This window comes from uncultured Gimesia sp., assembly GCF_937919775.1.
GTDB lineage: Bacteria > Planctomycetota > Planctomycetia > Planctomycetales > Planctomycetaceae > Gimesia.
In genome coordinates, this window is sequence record NZ_CALFPF010000570.1 from 1 (window position 1) to 17,586 (window position 17,586).

At 51.3% G+C, this 17,586-nt stretch carries 12 protein-coding genes and 1 pseudogene; 6 read left to right on the forward strand and 7 right to left on the reverse strand.

The features are described from left to right. A pseudogene (locus Q0294_RS16365) lies at positions 1-365 on the reverse strand (hypothetical protein); the annotation flags it as partial. Between the two features lie 309 nt (positions 366-674). Between Q0294_RS16365 and Q0294_RS16370 the strand changes: the two are divergent. Then, complete coding sequence (locus Q0294_RS16370; RefSeq protein ID WP_299467598.1) at positions 675-1,589, forward strand: glycosyltransferase family 2 protein; 915 nt, start codon at positions 675-677, stop codon at positions 1,587-1,589. A 49-nt stretch (positions 1,590-1,638) separates the two neighbouring features. Here the strand turns inward: Q0294_RS16370 and Q0294_RS16375 are convergent, their stop codons facing one another. Next, a complete protein-coding gene (locus Q0294_RS16375) occupies positions 1,639-3,372 on the reverse strand; it encodes a divalent metal cation transporter (protein WP_299467600.1) in 1,734 nt (577 codons plus the stop codon). Between the two features lie 278 nt (positions 3,373-3,650). On the opposite strand from Q0294_RS16375, the gene Q0294_RS16380 reads away from it, so the two are divergent. Next, positions 3,651-4,559: a hypothetical protein gene (locus Q0294_RS16380; RefSeq protein ID WP_299467602.1), complete on the forward strand. Its 909-nt coding sequence runs from the start codon at positions 3,651-3,653 to the stop codon at positions 4,557-4,559. Here the strand turns inward: Q0294_RS16380 and Q0294_RS16385 are convergent. From Q0294_RS16385 to Q0294_RS16405, 5 genes are all read right to left on the reverse strand, one after another. After that, the gene (locus Q0294_RS16385) at positions 4,556-5,713 is read right to left on the reverse strand and encodes a glycosyltransferase (RefSeq protein ID WP_299467604.1); all 1,158 of its coding nucleotides are present in this window, start codon (positions 5,711-5,713) and stop codon (positions 4,556-4,558) included. The two genes, Q0294_RS16380 and Q0294_RS16385, sit on opposite strands and share 4 nt — an antisense overlap. Before the next feature lie 75 nt (positions 5,714-5,788). Further along, a complete protein-coding gene (locus tag Q0294_RS16390) occupies positions 5,789-8,527 on the reverse strand; it encodes a pitrilysin family protein (protein ID WP_299467606.1) in 2,739 nt (912 codons plus the stop codon). Between the two features lie 133 nt (positions 8,528-8,660). Beyond that, on the reverse strand, positions 8,661-9,593 hold the full coding sequence (locus tag Q0294_RS16395; RefSeq protein ID WP_299467608.1) for a rhomboid family intramembrane serine protease: 933 nt from the start codon (positions 9,591-9,593) through the stop codon (positions 8,661-8,663). Between the two features lie 81 nt (positions 9,594-9,674). Beyond that, entirely contained in the window at positions 9,675-10,691 is a 1,017-nt protein-coding gene (locus Q0294_RS16400; protein WP_299467610.1) for a hypothetical protein, read from the reverse strand. Positions 10,692-10,741: 50 nt separating this feature from the next. After that, positions 10,742-13,054: a tetratricopeptide repeat protein gene (locus Q0294_RS16405; protein WP_299467612.1), complete on the reverse strand. Its 2,313-nt coding sequence runs from the start codon at positions 13,052-13,054 to the stop codon at positions 10,742-10,744. A 213-nt stretch (positions 13,055-13,267) separates the two neighbouring features. On the opposite strand from Q0294_RS16405, the gene Q0294_RS16410 reads away from it, so the two are divergent. The 4 genes from Q0294_RS16410 to Q0294_RS16425 form a co-directional block, all read left to right on the forward strand. Next, a complete protein-coding gene (locus Q0294_RS16410) occupies positions 13,268-14,707 on the forward strand; it encodes a sulfatase-like hydrolase/transferase (protein ID WP_299467614.1) in 1,440 nt (479 codons plus the stop codon). 361 nt (positions 14,708-15,068) lie between these two features. Continuing rightward, the gene (gene csrA / locus Q0294_RS16415; protein ID WP_299467616.1) at positions 15,069-15,305 is read left to right on the forward strand and encodes a carbon storage regulator CsrA; all 237 of its coding nucleotides are present in this window, start codon (positions 15,069-15,071) and stop codon (positions 15,303-15,305) included. Positions 15,306-15,584: 279 nt separating this feature from the next. Further along, positions 15,585-16,877, forward strand: a complete 1,293-nt coding sequence (locus Q0294_RS16420) for a hypothetical protein (RefSeq protein WP_299467618.1) — start codon at positions 15,585-15,587, stop codon at positions 16,875-16,877. Positions 16,878-17,133: 256 nt separating this feature from the next. Next, on the forward strand, positions 17,134-17,586 hold a 453-nt coding region (locus Q0294_RS16425; protein WP_299467620.1), incomplete at its 3' end, for a MarC family protein.

A 17,586-nucleotide genomic window follows, 5' to 3' on the forward strand; every position in this document is an offset into this window, starting at 1 on the left:
GTCAGCCGCGTGACCAATAAAAAAACGAGTACGGTATTGAACAGATGCAGCAGAATATTCGTGAAATGATATCCGCCGGCCCATTGTCCAAAAAGACTGTGATCCACCAGAAAGGAAAAGATCGTCAACGGCGCATAATTTCTGGTGACGACTTGAGTTGTAATTTTTTGCAGATTATCGGGATGCCAGCTCTTTACCAGCGGATTGTGAGTCACATACCAGGGATCGTCCCAGTTGACAAAATCGAAACTGACGGCAATTCCAAAACTGATCAGCACGACCAGTCCCAACGAAAAAATAGGGACCAGCTGGCTTCTGAGCGCCGGAAATAATTGCCAGGGGGCTTCTTGTTGATTTTGATTCATGATATTTGTCATCCCTTTTCAGCCAGGGATGAACGAAAAAGATCCCTGTGTACTCTTAACATAGGTCGTGCAGAAGTGACTGCAGATGCTTCGGCGAAAATGATGATTCTTTGAAACATCATTCAGGAAGGTAAACACGAAAATCGGCATAACCGGCTCAATCGGAATCAATCTTCATTGTCCTCTGGTTTCACCAGTTCTCTTCGACAATCAACCTGATTCGTCATTTATTTCGTAAGCTACGCTTTTAATGCACCGCGCAGCGCTGACATCAAAAACATCATCGAATGACGATACTTGGAGACTGACATGCTGGAAGCGATTTCTTTATCAGATCTGAATAGCCAACAGGCAAAACCCGTGTTCGCTCCCGACAGTCCGGAGATGATGTCCCAGTTTCACAATCTGGAATCATTGCTGGAAGAAATTGAACAGGCCAGTGCTCCAACGGGAAAGACAATCGTGGTGATGCCTGCCTATAATGCGGCTCCGACGCTGTTGAAAACACTCTCAGACCTGCCTGTAAATGTGGTCGATGAAATTATCCTGGTGGATGACGGCAGTACCGATGGAACCGTTGATCTGGCTCTGCGAGAAGGCTTAACCGTCATTCAGCATAAACAGAACCGAGGTTACGGCGGTAACCAGAAAACCTGCTACCAGTACGCGCTGGAGCATGGCGCAGAATATGTGGTGATGTTGCACCCCGATTACCAGTACGACAGCCGCGTCGTGGGAATTGCCATCCAGCTGCTCAAGCTGGGCATTTGCGATGTCGTCATGGGATCGCGCATCCGCACGCGTCAGGAAGCCCTTGCAGGAGGGATGCCGGCCTGGAAATATCTGGCCAATCGCCTGCTGACGATTACCGAAAATATTGTGTTAGGACAAAACCTGGGGGATTTCCACAGTGGATTTCGCGCCTACCGCAGAGAAGTTCTGGAAACCATTCCCTTTGAACACAACTCGAATGACTTTGTGTTCGACAGCCAGTTTTTAGCGCAGGCCGTTTATTTTGACTTCCGTGTCGGAGATATTCCTGTGCCGGTCCGCTACTTTCCTGAAGCATCCAGCATTAATTTTAGACGCTGTGTGAAATACGGGCTGGGCACGCTCGCAGTGCTGGGACGATTCTGGGCGCAAAAGTTGAGAATTCGTCCTTCGAAAATTTTCTTCAGCAAGAAAATTGATACGGACGCAGAGAATCGAGTGCAATTACAGTAATCACACTCGATTCAAGCAAATTTGATGCGACTGATCCTGATCGCGATGGTCATGCTTCGGTTTTCGAAGAACCGCCCCGGGCCATGCGCATAAAATGCACAATGATCGCCAGGCCCACAAACAGCCCCAGTGCAGTAAAACCGAACGTGGCATGACCACCGGTCTTGATGCTCCAGATGCAGCCAAACCCGGCGCAGAGGGTTGAAATGCCCATCGCCAGATTCCAGGCAACCCGCTTGCCTCCTCTCGGAAGCTGATTGCCCAGAATTTTGGATGAGTTCATCATAAAGAAGAAGGTCGCATAGGCGATCGGCAGTAAGACCATCCCAAACATGGAAGTCGGTACTGCCAGCCAGGCTTTCGCATTGGAATCTCCCCAGACAAAGGGACCAGCGATCCCTGTAATCGCCGGCATGAAACAGCCGATGCGGTGGTACAGACCCCGGGGTTCAAGACCGAGCATTTCACAAAACACAAACCCGTTGATGAGCATCAGAATGATAATCGTCGAGATGGCCATTGATACGACCCCCAGACCAAACACCAGCTGTGAAACCGTTTCGCCAGCCAGGGGTTTCAAAGCAGCGGCCAACTGGAACGCGTCCCGATTGACCAGCATCGCCGCCAGTGTTCGTTCTGGTAAGGGAAGTTCAGCCCGTTTTTGTTCCAGGGCTGAAGGATCTTTCTGTAATTCAGTCCATTGTTCGGCGGGCAGTTCTGCTTTCAAACGATCATCTAATATTTTTTTATACTGTCCCAACAGACCAGGATCTGCCTGCACGACCTGACCTGCGGCATCTTTTTCACCCAATAAGCCGGCAGCCGGCCTGGCATGAAACTGCGACGCAGCGGCAATCACGACACAACTCGTCGCGAGTACGAAGGGAATAAACAGACCGGTCGAGAGGTCAAACGTTGCCAGTCCGCGAAAATCCCGATCCCAGCCTTTGGCACGCATGGAATAGGGGAGTAGAAACGTCATATTGATGCCCACTGCGGTCGCGGCGGCCGTAATCATGACTTTCTGCTGATTGCCGACAATCATGTTTTTCCAGTAATCACCAAAACGGCCTGCCTGCGCCAGGACATCGGCAAACTCCGGTGAAGGATTGGCAAACAGACTCAAATTCGGAATAAATCCTGCCAGGATTTTGCCCCAGTCCAGATCGTTGGTCGAAATACTCATTTTTAAAACCACGCCGAAAAAACAGAGGACGACAATGCCGACCAATATTTTCAGGATGGCTTCAAACAGTTTTATGCCCCATCCGCCTGAATCGTAAAACCAGATGACAATTGCTGAGATCACAAACAGAACCGCCACCGCTGCGATGAGACCATTCTGACCCTCACCAAAAAATTCAGGAGCCAGATTCTGCTGCAGCGCCGCTGTCCCTAATGCATACTGAGGCATACACCAGACCAGATTCGCCATCAGGGTGGCAATCGCCCAGCCCCAGCCCAGCACAGGACTGATGTGAGTGTTGATCGAAGCGAACGGACGTTCCTTTGTTGATAACGCGACATAACCGATCGCGCTGAGCATAATCACGCCCATGATCATCGCCAGCGGCTGCAGCCACATCAGGTGATAACCCGAAAGAATCCCCAGGTACAAACCGCCGGCCAGTGAACCGCCTCCCAATGTGATGGCACTCTGCAACCACCCGGGTCCGGAAAGTTTCGTGTAAGCCGCAATCTTAGCGCCTGTCCCTCGACGTTTGGCATCCAGGATCAACTGGCGGTCTTGTTCAATTCGTGAATTTGACGGTTCTTCGGTCATTGCAAACTCTTGCTATACCAATATTTATTGGCTATGTTAATAAAAGAAATTCGTCTTAAATACAGGAAGACCAAGGTAACCGCTTCTCGACTGAGAATCAAGTATCGCTCCCGAATCCATCAGCATAATCAGTCAACTGCAGTCATTACTGAATTCAAACGGCTAAAAAACGGTCCCTGTTTTCAGGGTACATCTGAGAACGACGCGTTTTGTTCCCGGTTCAAATCTGTTCTCACGTCTCATTCACTGCTAAGAAAACTCATCCAGAAATCAGCAACATGAGCTTCAAATCGACGATCAAAAAAGCAGTCTCCCGTTTGATTCAGTTTGATTTCCTCTGGAAAATTCTGGATGCTACGTTTCTGCAGCTGGCCCGTTATATCGAATGGGAACATCTTCGTCAGAGAATTCATTTGCGGGGAATTCCCATCGAAGTGACAGCGATCGAACGCTTCTGCCCCGATCTGACCGTCAAACATGGTCCGTTTCAAGGGTTGCAATATCCAAAGACAACAATCATCCGAGGAACCATTCAGAACGTTGCCTTTGCAGAAATCAACTTATCCTGTCGTAACCTGTTTCCGAAACTGATTGGTTCCTACGAACGGGAACTGCATCCCGTGATTCATTCATTGAGTGACCGCACGTATTCGGAAATCATCAACGTCGGCTGTGCGGAAGGATTTTACGCTGTCGGGTTCGCTTTAAAATATCCGGAAGCTGAAGTGTACGCTTACGATATTTTTCCACAGTCACAACAACATTGTTTGCTGATGGCGCAACTCAATCAGTGTGAGCAGCGCCTGCACATTCAGAAATTCTGCGATCCGGAAACCCTGTTATCAATCCCCATCAGCAGCAGGGGGCTCATCATCTGTGATTGTGAAGGCTATGAAACAGAACTTTTCACCGCAGAAGTCATCCCGCATCTCAAACAATGCGACCTGCTGATTGAACTGCATGATTTCGTCGACATGCATATTTCGGAAACAATTAGACAGCGGTTTGCAGACACGCATGAAATCACCACGATTCAAAGTACGGACGATCTTGAAAAAGCACGCACGTATCCCATCGCAGAGCTGGCAGACTTTGATCTCAATGAACGGCGAGAGTTATTGCGAGAAAACCGTATCTGCATCATGGACTGGATCTTCCTGACCCCCATTACAGCAGAGTCGCCTTAGGTCGCGCACACCCGCTCGAAGAGTGCTTCCAGTTTCTGCAGGGTCTCAGCATCACCGAACATCGCTTCGACGCGCCGTCGCGCAGCGGGCACACTTGACTGCCAGGTTTCATAATCCGCAACCGCATCTGCAATCTGATCGGCCAGCGCTGCGGCGTTGCCCGGTGGAACGAGGCGACCAAATTCGCCGTCGGCCAGGATTTCCGCAGGACCACTGGGACAATCCGTCGAAAGTACAGGCACGCGACAGGCCATCGCTTCCGCCAGCACCAGACCAAACCCTTCATAGAGGGAAGGCAGGCAAAACAGTTGTGCTTCGCGATAATAGGGAAAGGGATTACTCTGAAAGCCTTCCAGCAAGACGTAATCGCTTAAACGTTTCTGTTGAATCAGCTGCTCCAGTTCCTGACGGCTGGGACCTTCGCCAAGTATATGAAAGCGCAAATCGGTCAGACCCCAATCATGAACCAGCTTTTCCGCCGCCTCTATTAAATAGGAAAAACCCTTTTGTGGATGCAGTCGACCGCAACTGACGATATGAAACTTACCGGGTTCCAGTTGCAATTCCCCCTGATCGTACAAACCATCAATGCGTTCGAGATCAAGCGGGTTGTAGATCGTCTGCACGGTCGCGGGATTCAAATCATAATATGTAATCGCCGCTTGTCGCACTCCTGCGGAAACGGCGACGACAGCATCTGCGGTCTGATAGGCCTGCTTTAAGAGCTGCTGCTTAAAAAACCGGAAGCGGCGTTCGCTATTTGTAAAATCATTTTCCGGATCGCAGACAATTAAAGAAATGCGGCGGGTTTTCGTCTGGGCTGCAGCCGGCCCCGCAATCAGCGTCATATGAAACGTGTGGTCGAATACGAGATCGACCTGCTGTTCCCGAATCACACGTGCCAGATCAGCCACCAGTCGCCGATGTATGCGCCCCGGCCAGTTCCAGCGGGGCGCCGTGTTCCGTAAATCGAATGCAAACACCGGCACATCTGCGGGAAGTTCTGAGAGCAGAGAACCGGTGTGAGACACCAGGTACAGCAGCGGCGTAAACTTCTCGCGATTCAATCGTGCCAGTTGATCCAGCAGCACACGTTCGGCTCCTCCTCCTCCCAGGCTTCCAATTGCAAAAAGAACTCGTCTCTTTTTTGTCATTGAAAACTCGTCTTCAGGCCGTCGAGAGGAACCGAACTTTCTGTACTCCGTTAAATCGAATTAAGATCGACGCGATTATTTCTTCAAACTGCCGGAGATGGCAATAATCAGATCCTCTGGATGGATGAATTTCGTAAACGCCTGTTGTGCGGCTTCCGTCGTCACAGCGTTGATCTTCTGTTCCAGCTCTGAGTAATAAGTCATATTCCGATCCGCAAATAAATTCGTCGACAGAATCGAAGCCAGCGAAGCATCGCTGGTTCGGGAAACCTGTTCCTGTTCCAGATATCCTTTCTGCGCATCGGCTAGTTCCTCTTTGGTAATCCCTTTGGAAATCAGGAGGGCCAGCTCTTCCTTGATCGCCGTCTCCACTTTGGGCATATTGTCGGGGTTACAACTGGCGTAGATCGAAATCGAACCGCGCATATCAATCGTATCAGCGTGAATGAACGCCCCGACGCCATAAGCCAGACCTTCTTTCTGGCGCACGCGATCACCCAACCGTGAAGAGAGTCCGCTTGATCCCAGCACCGAACCGGCGACGATGATGTCCGGGTACTCAGGGGACAAATCGTTCATCGGAAATGTCAAACCGGCAAAATAGAAGGCATTCGCTTTATCAGGAATGATGATTTCCGTCAGTTTGCCCGGAATCTGGTGTGCTTCCGCCGGAATATGTTCATAGGCGGCTTTCGACTCCCAGTTTTCCAGCATCGCGTTCAATTGAGTGAATACGGGATCTTCAGAAAAATCGCCGACTACAGCGATTTCGCCTGCTGATGCACCGATAAAGTTCTCATACAGCGATTGCAGATCACTCTGAGTTAACGCTTTGATCGCTTCAATTTCCTGATCGATGTCCGGCACGTAACGGGGATCTTCCGGTCCGTACGGCCTGAGCTGTCGGCGAACGGCGAGAATGGCCCGCGACTGCGGGTCGGTCTTCTGTTTTTCCAGCGTGGCGATCTGCTGTGTTTTCAAAACTTCCAGTTCCGTTGCGGGCAGAGTGGGCTCGCGGAGAATCTGTTTCAGAATGTCCAGAACTTTTCCCAGGCTCTCGTTGCGGGTTTTGATCGAAACGTTCAACTCACCCGGTGAACCGGAAAGACTCAACTGGGCACGCAGCTTATTCAGTTCATCCTCAATTTCCTGTCGTGTTTTGCTTTTCGTGCCCCGCTTCATGACCACGGGTAGAAATTCGCTGGCACTCCGCTTACCTTGCAGGTTTTCCAGATTGCCATACCGCAGCGTCATCTTCAGGTTGACTTCTTCGCCGCGGGTTTTCTTGGAAAGTAAAGCGACTTTCACGCCGCCGGGTAATGTTTTCGTGACCGTCCGTTTGTCGATATTTTCCGGGGAGACATCAAAGTCTTCACCCATCGCGACACTCTCGCGGCCCTGATAGTCACCGATCATTTTGGCGATATCGTCAATCTGCGGAATATCCACTTTCTGACTTTTTTCGACGGGAACAAAAACCCCGACCGTCCGGTTATTTTCTTTCAGGTAGAGGTCTGCCACGCGTTTGACATCTTCGGGAGTCACTTTTTCAAGTGCATCGCGATAGAGAAAACGAAGCCGCCAGTCTCCCATCGACACCCATTCCGAAAGCTCCACAGCCAGACGCGAGCTGTTGTTCTCAGCCTGTTCGTATTGTTTTAATAATTTCTCTTTGGCCCGATCCACATTCTCGGCCGAGATTCCCTTGTCAATCACGGTCTGCAGCGTGTCAAACATGATGCCCAGAATCACCTGCGGATCATTGCCTTTGACGACTTCGACCATCAATCGCAATACGCCCGGATCATGCAGCGCGAACAGCGAACCGGAAACGCTGGACGCTTTTTTCGTCGCCACCAGAGCCTGATACAGCACCCCGGAAGGATCATCGGTGAGCGCCGATTCCAGAACATCGAGGGCCGCCATGTCTTTATGCGCGGCGGCGGGAATATGATAGGCCACTCCCACCACAGGCACTTCCCCAATGCGACGCAGCGTTATAAACCGCTCGCCTTCCTGGGGAGGCTCTTCCGTATACGTCGCGTCCAGTTTTCGCTCAGGACGGGGAATCGTACCGAAATACTTATTGATCAACGTCAATGCTTCAGCCTGATCAAACTTGCCGGCGACAATCAGAACCGCATTGTCCGGCTGGTAATATTTTTTATAAAACGCTTTCAGGCGGTCTACGGGAACGCGTTCGATATCAGCCCGGTTGCCAATCGTCGATTTACCGTAATTATGCCATTCAAACGCCGATGACATAATTTTCTGCATCAGCATCCGTGAAGGGCTGTTTTCGCCCCGTTCGAATTCGTTTCGTACGACAGTCATTTCCGAAAGTAGATCTTCGGCTTTGACATAACTGTTCATCATGCGATCCGATTCCATCTTCAGCGCAAATTCCAGATTGTCCTCACTGGCCGGTAATGTTTCATAATAGTTGGTGCGGTCGTACCAGGTCGTCCCGTTAAACTGGGCACCGCGCGCCTGTAAATCTTTGGGGATCGTCGGGTGAGTGGGAGTTCCCTTGAACAACATGTGTTCCAGCAGATGCGCCATACCGGTCTCGCCATAACCTTCATGGCGGGAACCGACGAGCAGCGTCAGATTCACGGTCACCTTGGGGCTGGAAGCATCCGGGAACAGCAATACTTTCATGCCGTTCTCGAGTGAATACTCGGTGATGCCTTCTACGGTACGAATTTTTTCAGGAGGAGCAGGGTCCTCGGCCGCTGAAAGAAAGGTGTTGGAAGCAAAGCTCATTACGATTAATACCCCTGCGGTTAAACTCCATTTTTGTCGATTCATCATCCGAATTCTCGCTCCACTTGAGAGGGTAAGCAATATTGATTGTCCTTAACTCAACAGTGTTTCACTACCACTGCCGAGATTATAGGCGATTCCCTGAAAGTCAACAATCACCGACGATCAGAAATCGCTGACTTCACTTCGATTTACCAGCCTGACGTAAAAAGGTTGATCCGACGCCGAGCGCCATGCCGGTCCCCAGTCCAAATCCGTGTGCCAGATTCGCAATGGGCCCTACCATTCCGGTCATACACAGAAAGAACCAGCCGATCAGAATAAACACCATATTGGGGGGCACATAAAAGCCGGCTTGCGGATCGTATAGACTCTTCATCCACATATAACCAAACATGCCATACACGACCCCGGACAGGCCTCCAAAACCCGGCCCCCCCATGGAAAACCCGGGTCCCCCCCAATAAAACTGCGCCAGGTTGGAAGGAATCGCTGTGACTAAAACCAGCAGCGCCAGTCGCATGCTGCCCCGATTCATCTCGATCGCGCCCCCCAGTTGGTAGGCCATCATACAGTTAAACAGAATATGAAAGATTGAGAAATGGATAAAAATCGGCGTCACCAGCCGCCAGACTTCGCCTTCCCGCACTTCGACCAGACGGCGATCATAACTAATCATATTGCCAGAGACCTGAAAGCTGCAGATACTCAACGCCTCTCTGACTTTCACATTGTATTCATCCGACTGCATGAAAAGAAACACGACAATACTGATGCCAATCAAAAATGACGTCACCGGACAACGGCTCGTAAAAGGCTGATTCCAGGTGTCGCGTACGTTAACCTGCTTCCTGGATGCCTCGACGGCTTTTTTAATTTTTTCTTCCCGAATCGCCTCTGCCTGCCGGGTCACCCCCTGGTACTTATCGGCTTCCGGATTCGCTAAAAACTCATCCAGCGCGGTTTTAGACTGGTCGACCTGATCTTCATCATACACCCAGATCGTCCATAAATCGATCGCCGGTTCGACATTGATACTGATTCCCTGCGTGAGCATATAGTCTACAAAACGCTTTGCCTGCTGCTCGGATGGGAACGAGCCAATTTTTCTCATCTTAAATTCAATCCATGCCCGGACACGACAAGCCTGATTTCGATCCTGAAATCAGATTATTCGTTGTCGCGCTTCGCGAAATCAGTTGTGCGTCAGGGCAGATAAATGTTTTTGAACCGAGTTTTGTAATGTGACGTGATCTGACCAGGGAGCATAATGCGCCCGCATGCGAAATCCGTAGGCCTCGCCGACTTTGTAGTCGGGAATGAACCATTGAAAATCCCAGGCTGGATTCTGTTTCCCGCCGCCTGTCGGTGACTGGGCAAACCAGATTTGATCACGCTTCCGAAAAATCTGAGTATAAGAATAATTCCCGCGAATACCATAGTACCACGGCTGAGAATACACATACGCTGAAGGATGGTTGACTAACGTCAGCGGAAAATCGGCTGCAATCTCAGGAAAAAACACGGCATTGGCCGGCGGATGAGTGCTGTCAACGCCATGCGCAGGTGTGCTTGCGGCGATCAATGTTTCCGCTTTGTCTAACAGCGATTTTGATTTCCCATGAAAATAAATCCGGCGATCTTCCGGTGCCTGCATATAACTGGCCCAGAATAAGCCGATATAACCGTTCTTGAACAGAGCGGCATGCGGAATACATTCAAACGTATATTCGATGGTCCCGTCGTCCAGAATCTGATAACGGCCGCAGCTTTCCAGTTTCCAGTTCTCCGTCGGCGGCTGATACAGTTCAACCGTGTCTTCGGAAATGATTCGCAGTTGCATCGGAAACGCGCGCGGCTCGAATTTCTCTTTGTACCCGGGATTCCCGTCATGGATGTGCTCGAAATTCAAGCCTGCCAGTGCAGGCACGAATATGTTCTCAGTTTGCCCCTCATACTTCAGCGACGCCACGCCATTATATCCCGCACGATGACCGGGAAGCTCCGGCGTATCAACGGCTGCGTTATCCACAATCACTGCCGTGATCTTGCCCCGCTTCAGGACAACGGCATGTTGATCCGTCAGACGGTATTTGACCTCGGAATTCGTCAGGCTGGTGACCCCGGGAGCAGCATAGGGATGCGCCCCAGAGAGCACGACCACTGCCCCCATTAAAATCAGGCCGTGCAGGGAATGCTTCAATAGATTCATATCACGTCGCCTCTCCTGTTTCGTTTCAGTGATCGACAGAATCCATTCGCTTACTCAGATTGCCTGACGGTCTCCAGGAAAGTGCGGAATTCCCGAATGCGCTTCAAGTCGAAGCCTTCCGGCGATTTCTCCAGCAGATAGTCGGCATCGGCCATCGCTTCCGTGATGCGCCCCGTCTGATAACGGAGTACCGCGCGCAACCAGCGCTCCTGCAGCAACTCTTCATCGAGCGAGATCATGGCTTCGACATACCGCAACATGGATTGAATGTCCTCACTGTCCCGCGCCAGATTCAACAGATTCCTCAACATCCGTTTGATGATTTCTTTTTTCGGCTGCGCTTTTAAGAACTCCTCATCCAGTTGGCCACTGTTCGCAGCCACGATGATCACTTTGGCGGCTTCATCACTCAGCGTTTCGCCCCCCTCGAAAACATCGATCAACTGGCCTTTCTCAGCGGTCGAATTCACCCGCACCACAAAGTGACCGGGCAGACCGACGCCTTCGATATCCAGTCCCAGGCGGCGTCCCATTTCCATATAGAGAATGGCCAGCGTGATCGGCAGCCCTTCGCGATCTTCAATCGTCTCATTAATATAACTGTTGGAGCGGCTGTAATAATTGGTTCGACTTCCATGAAAACCGGTTTCACGGAACAGATATTGATTCAAGGCATCCAGTTTGGCCTGTGGCGTCGCTTTGGGGGGCAGCGTTTTCTGAATCTCATTGACCATCCCTGCCACCTGACTGAGATACGATTTGATCTCGACCTCGGAATTATCCAGCCGCGCCACCAGCAGGGCCGCGGAGAGCAAATCGATTTCCGCCTCTTTTTTCTCAGTAAACAAGGCATTCAATTCCGCGAGTACCGCCCGTTCATGAATCGACTGGGCCAGTTCCTGCAGCCGCTCTGCCTGCTTCTGCAGCAATCGCGCCCGTTCCTGCAGTGCCTGTTGCGCACTTTTCTTATCGGTCTCTTTGACGACTTCTTCGATCAGTTCTTCCAGCGGCGGTCGATCCACTCGGAGATCTTCCGTTAAATCGAGAATCTTCTGTGCCGTCTCCCGGGAGGGGCGGTAGGGCTCGATCCGGGAAGCGACCTGAAATCCTCGGAACGAAGCCACCGTATTCCGAAATTTCGCGAGACCCGCTTTTCCTTCCGTATAAGACTGATCCTTGACCTCAAACACCTGCTCATCATTCACAAAACACAAGATGCGATCTGCTTCAAGACGCACCTTTAACTGATTCCATTCTCCTTCGCGGTAGGAATTACTTTTCTTTTCTTCCAGCACGCGCCACAAAAACACATCGGGTCCATCAAAGCGGCTGATTCGCAGGCTTTGATTACTGGGATAAAAACCGTAATGTTTGGTGTTCTCATCGGAATAAAAAATCAAACCTGCCGCCCCGGATTTATCATCCAGCTTGACTTCGACGGCAATTTCATAAGGCAGCTCGGGCAACGCTTCCTGCGACACACATAACGAACGACTGCCTAAACCGGAACCGAAACCATCCACCATAATCCGGCCCGCCCGCTGTCGCCAGCGCGAACCGAACAACGGTTTCCAGAGACGTTCATCCAGCGTTCCAATCGTCAGCCAGCGGTTGATGGGGACCGGGTTCGGTTTTTCCAGCAGCACTTTCAAGGCGCTGATATTGACCGCATATCCCAGATTGCGGGTGACCGCCGACTTTAAAGTCACAATGCCCTGCACGCGCCCCTGCGAGTCCAGCACCGGGCCACCACTGTTGCCGGGCTCAATGGGAATTGCCAGTTGAATCATCGGCTTGCCGTCGATTTCCCGCGTTCCTGAATTCACCCCTTTGACCACACTGTAACGCAGCCCCTGCGGATTCCCGAGCACGATCACTTCGGCTCCCTGTTTTAACGAATCCGGTTCTGCGAGGGGCAGGGGGATCAGATCTTGAGCGTCAATCTTCAAAACGGCCAGATCCATCTGACGGTCGGTCGCATATACTTCTTTGACCTCGTATTGTTTCCCGTTGGAAAACTGCACGGTAATCGGCCGCGCTTCACCAATCACATGCATGTTTGTCGCCACCAGTCCGTCAGAGGCAATCACAAACCCGGTTCCCAATCCGGCCTGCTGCCCATCCCGGCCGGCAAACGAAACCGACACGACCGATTCTTTCGCGTTCTCAGCCAGTTCCTCAACCGTCAAATCATGCTCGGAAGCGGTCGGGCTCTGTTCCGGGCGTTTCGCGACCAGCGGCGATTCCGAATCCGTCTCCGCCGCGATGAGGATCGGCATAAAACAGAGAACGAACAAAGCAGACAAACTGTGGAATCGTTGACTGCGTTTGAGCCGTTTTAGCGGACTTTGAGGTTGGACCATCTGAGGGTATCCCACTGGAAGGAATCAGTTTTACGAGGCACTTGGTGATGACTATTGTATTTTCCCGGGCGACAGAATGCAAAAAAGAACACGAGGATTCGGGCTCTCCCGCGGATTATAATGAAAAGTAAACACACTTGACGGCGCGGCAGTGACATGACAAGCTGGTAAACAGGCATTGTTCAATATCTGAAAACAAGCGAGGCGAACGATATGCGTAACGTCCTGACATCCTTTCTGATCCTGTCGGCAATTTTCAGCCTGAGCGTCCCTCCGGTCGAAGCGGCTGCACAACCGAATCTGCTTTTCATTTTCACCGATGACCAGGCCCCCTGGGCGTTAGGGGAATCCGGTCACCCGCACGCCAAAACGCCGCACATCGACAGCATCTTTCAGAACGGCGCGTATCTGGTCAATTCCTTTACGACCACGCCGGTCTGCAGCCCATCCCGCGCCAGTCTGGTCGCCAGCCGTTACGGATCGGAACTGGGAATCACCGACTGGCTCCACCCCGGCACCGAACCGGAACACGGCCTGAAACCGGACACCGTAACCTGGATGCAGCTGTTGAAAGAAGCCGGCTATCGCACCGGCCTGATCGGAAAATGGCATCTGGGTCTGCTGGATAAACAGCATCCGACGCAATTCGGCTATGATTATTTCATGGGCTTTCGCGGCGGCGGGAACGTACCGAAAGATCCCACGCTCGAAGTCAACGGCAAAGAAACCAAACTGAAAGGTTTACTTCCCGATCTGCTGGTTGATGATGCGATCCGGTTCATTGGCAAAGAGCAGGGGACGCCGTTCCTGCTTTCGCTGCACTTTCGCGCACCGCACGCGCGCTGGCTGCCGGTTGCCGATGAAGACTGGGCGCCTTTTGAAAATCTTGATCCCCAGATTCCCAACCCCGATTATCCCGATCTGAATGTGGAACGGGTCAAAAAAATGACGCGCGAATATCTCGCCAGCGTGGCCAGCGTGGATCGCAATGTCGGTCGCCTGCTGCAGGCTTTGAAACAACAGAATCTGCAGCAGAACACGATTATCATTTTCTCCAGCGATCACGGTTATAACATGGGCCACAATGGCATCTGGCATAAAGGAAACGGACACTGGGTGCTCAACAGAAATACCCCGGACAGCAAAACAATTCCCACCGGCCAGCGGCCGAACATGTATGACAACTCCCTCAGGATTCCGACTGCGGTCCTCTGGCCGGGAGTCACTCAGCCGCATCAGAAAATCAAACAGACGGTTTCCAATCTGGACTGGTTTCCGACCCTGCTGGAAATGGCAAACGTGCCTCTACCCGAAAAAATAACCATCCGTGGCACGAGTCTTGTTCCGTTATTAAAAAATCAAAATCCGGAAGAATGGGATAATGGCTTTTACGCGGAATACAGCACGAAACACCAGTCTCAAACGCACATGCGCATGTATCGCACGCCGGAATGGAAGCTGATACGCGACTTCTTAAACCCAGGCAGAGACGAACTTTATCACCTGACTGCAGATCCCGCAGAAACGACAAATCTGATCCGCTCTCAAGACCCTGAAGTCATCAAGATTCGGGAGCAACTGCATCAAAAGATCCTCTCTCAGATGAAATCGATTGATGACAAAGTGCTGCTGAAGATCGATCAAGGAACGTAGGAATTCGAATTTTTGTAAAAATTCCAAAACTGCTATTGCAAAAAAATAAAGGGGGAGGTAACTTTCGCGCCAGCAATCAACAACTTGCCCGGCAGGTGCCGGCCGCATGCTCGCCGCTGGAGGCGCGAGCTCTTTTATATAATTGAGACACACAACAGCAAATTTTCTGCTGAACTGAGTTTAACAACTAACTCATTAGTGCTTCTGGTTGCCTTATTCTACATACCGATGTTTTGAACTGTTCGGTTAGATGTGGAATGCTCCTTATCGTTTGTGACAGGGATCATTCCAGACCTCACTCAGGCAATCCATAGGATTGTTCCAGCCAAATTTTATCTGCATTACAAGAAGGAGTCTTTCAATGTTGGTTTTATCCCGCAAAGTCAACGAAACAATTCAAATTGGGGACAATATCCAGATCACCATTGTGGAAACAAAGAAAGGTACCGTCCGGATCGGAATTAACGCTCCACGGGAAATTCAGATTTCCCGCCCCGACCAGGCAAAACCACAAACCGTGACACAGGAACCCGTCACGCAGGATGGAGCGCGAGAAACATCTCAGTTTTCGCTCACCTTCTGCGGCACGATCTCCTGATCGCTTTATAATATGACTAACGGCCCGAAGGAGAGCGATTCCCCGCTTTCCTTCGACTGGCAGTTGCCCCCCCGAATTCGAGCCTCAACGTTCGACAGAGCAGCCCCACCTTATTTTCTCTCCGACCAAACCACGCACGACACAAAATACACGTAATCTTCCTGTTCGGCTTGGTTTATAGTAGTATGAAAAGGATCTCAGGAACCCTACATTACTTCCTGACAACACCTTCTATTCGAAACCGCGGTCAACAGAGAAAGTCGTCTAATGGGTCTGAAGATGTCGATACATCGTATGAAACGCGCCAGCATACTTTTCATCGTCCTGCTGCTGATTCCGATGAGCGCGGTGTCTGCAGTCGAGCCAGTCACTGCGCCCGCCCTCAGCGGTGTAGAACAGGCTCACGCTGAGTTGTGGAGTAAGTTCATCGACGACTACGGCATCATCCACGACTATGTCGGTGACCTGCCCACCCCGGAAGATTGTTCTCTGGGCAAGCCGAATGCCATCGGCTGGTGGAGCCCGATCGAAGACGGGCCCATGTTCACAGGCCTGTATCTGCCTGCCGCGTGTGAGCGTGCGCGACGTTCCGGCGATCTTGTCGATAAAGATCAGGCGCGGCGTCTTGCACGCGGGCTCATGAAGTGCGCCTCCGTTTCGGAGGTACCTGGTATGATCGTACGCGGAGTCGGAACGGACGGCCTCTGCCATTATCCGCTCGGTTCGGACGATCAGACGCATCCGTGGTTTTACGGCCTGCATGCGTATGTAATGAGCGATCTGCCGAGCGCAGACGAACGTCGTGAGATCATCGCAAAGATGAAAACCGTCGCCGAAGTCCTGGAGTCAACCGGCTGGCGATGCCCGGCCGATGGGGCCTTCAAAGGTCAGTTTCGGGGAGGCTACCGAGGTCATCTGTTCCGCGATGCGGCCCGTTATCTTTATCTCCTGCGTGCCATGCATGAGGTCACCGGCGATCAGATCTGGCTGGAGCGTTATCAGACAGCGCAAGCCGCGATTCCCGAACATGCGGATAAATCTCGCGTCGAGATCTGTGCGGAAGGTTATGCCAGAGATCGCGAGGCCATTCGCCACATCGACACACACCAGCTTTGGATCTACGTCGGCTCCCAGGCGTCACTGGCCCGACTCGCTGCGATGGAAACCGACGAAAAGCTGCGTTCGCATTATCGCGCGGGCCTGGCTCTGAATGCAAAACACGCCCTCAACTCCCTCAATGTCTACAACACGTTTGACAACCAGGACAAAAAAGTATTCGGGAATGCAGACTGGCGAGCCGTGTATAACACGTGGTTCCCACAAAAAAACCAGGCCGATGCAGAACGGCTTTCCAGAACAGGCGACAAACTGAAACGCGGTGAACGCAAATCGTATGAGCAAGCCAGAATGCAAAACCCGCTCGCGGCTGCGGCCATCATCGCTCTCGCCGACGACGGCACACATCGTGGCCGCATCGAAGACGCCATCAATCATTACGATTATTCAAAACTCAATATGGCAACATTCTTCTTCGCTGAATGCGCGGCGTTCGCACGAAAAAGCGATAAATAAACAATTCCCCGCGGCAGACGTGCCCCGACTCACGTCAGTTCTTTCACTAGAGTTTCTTTTCAAAGATTAATGGTCTGCGGAACTTAACGTTCGAGAGACTTTTTGTACCCAGCGCGCCTGCCTTCTTTCAATCGATCCCAACACAAGCTAGAATGAAATTCCCGACCACGGGCGATGCCCTTTCTAACCGAGTCGCGCTGCAGTATGCGACCGGTGATTACACGCTTAACCTTCAGAACGTTCGATTCAAAATATTATGACTGATGTTTTCAGATCCACGGCACTTTTATTAACGCTTCTCAATCCATTCCTGGTGATCATTTATCTTGTCGATGTGGTTCAAAAGCTCAAACAGAAACAATTTCGTCATGTACTGATGCGGGCTGGTCTGATTACCAGCGCGATTTTCTGTAGCTTTGTGATTCTGGGAGACAAGATTTTTACCGGTGTAATGCAAGTCGAATTTGCATCATTCCAGATATTCGGAGGCATTATCTTTCTGCTGATCGGAATTCAGTTTGTATTTAAAGGTCCCGTTGTCATTGAAGCATTAAGAGGAGAATCCACGAGCATTTCTGGTTCGATTGCGATGCCGGTGCTGATTGGCCCGGGTACCATCAGCGCCTGCGTACTGATTGGTAAAAGGCATGAACCGCTGGTGGCATGCACGATTGTTGTGACTTCTGTTTTCATATGTCTTGTAACAATC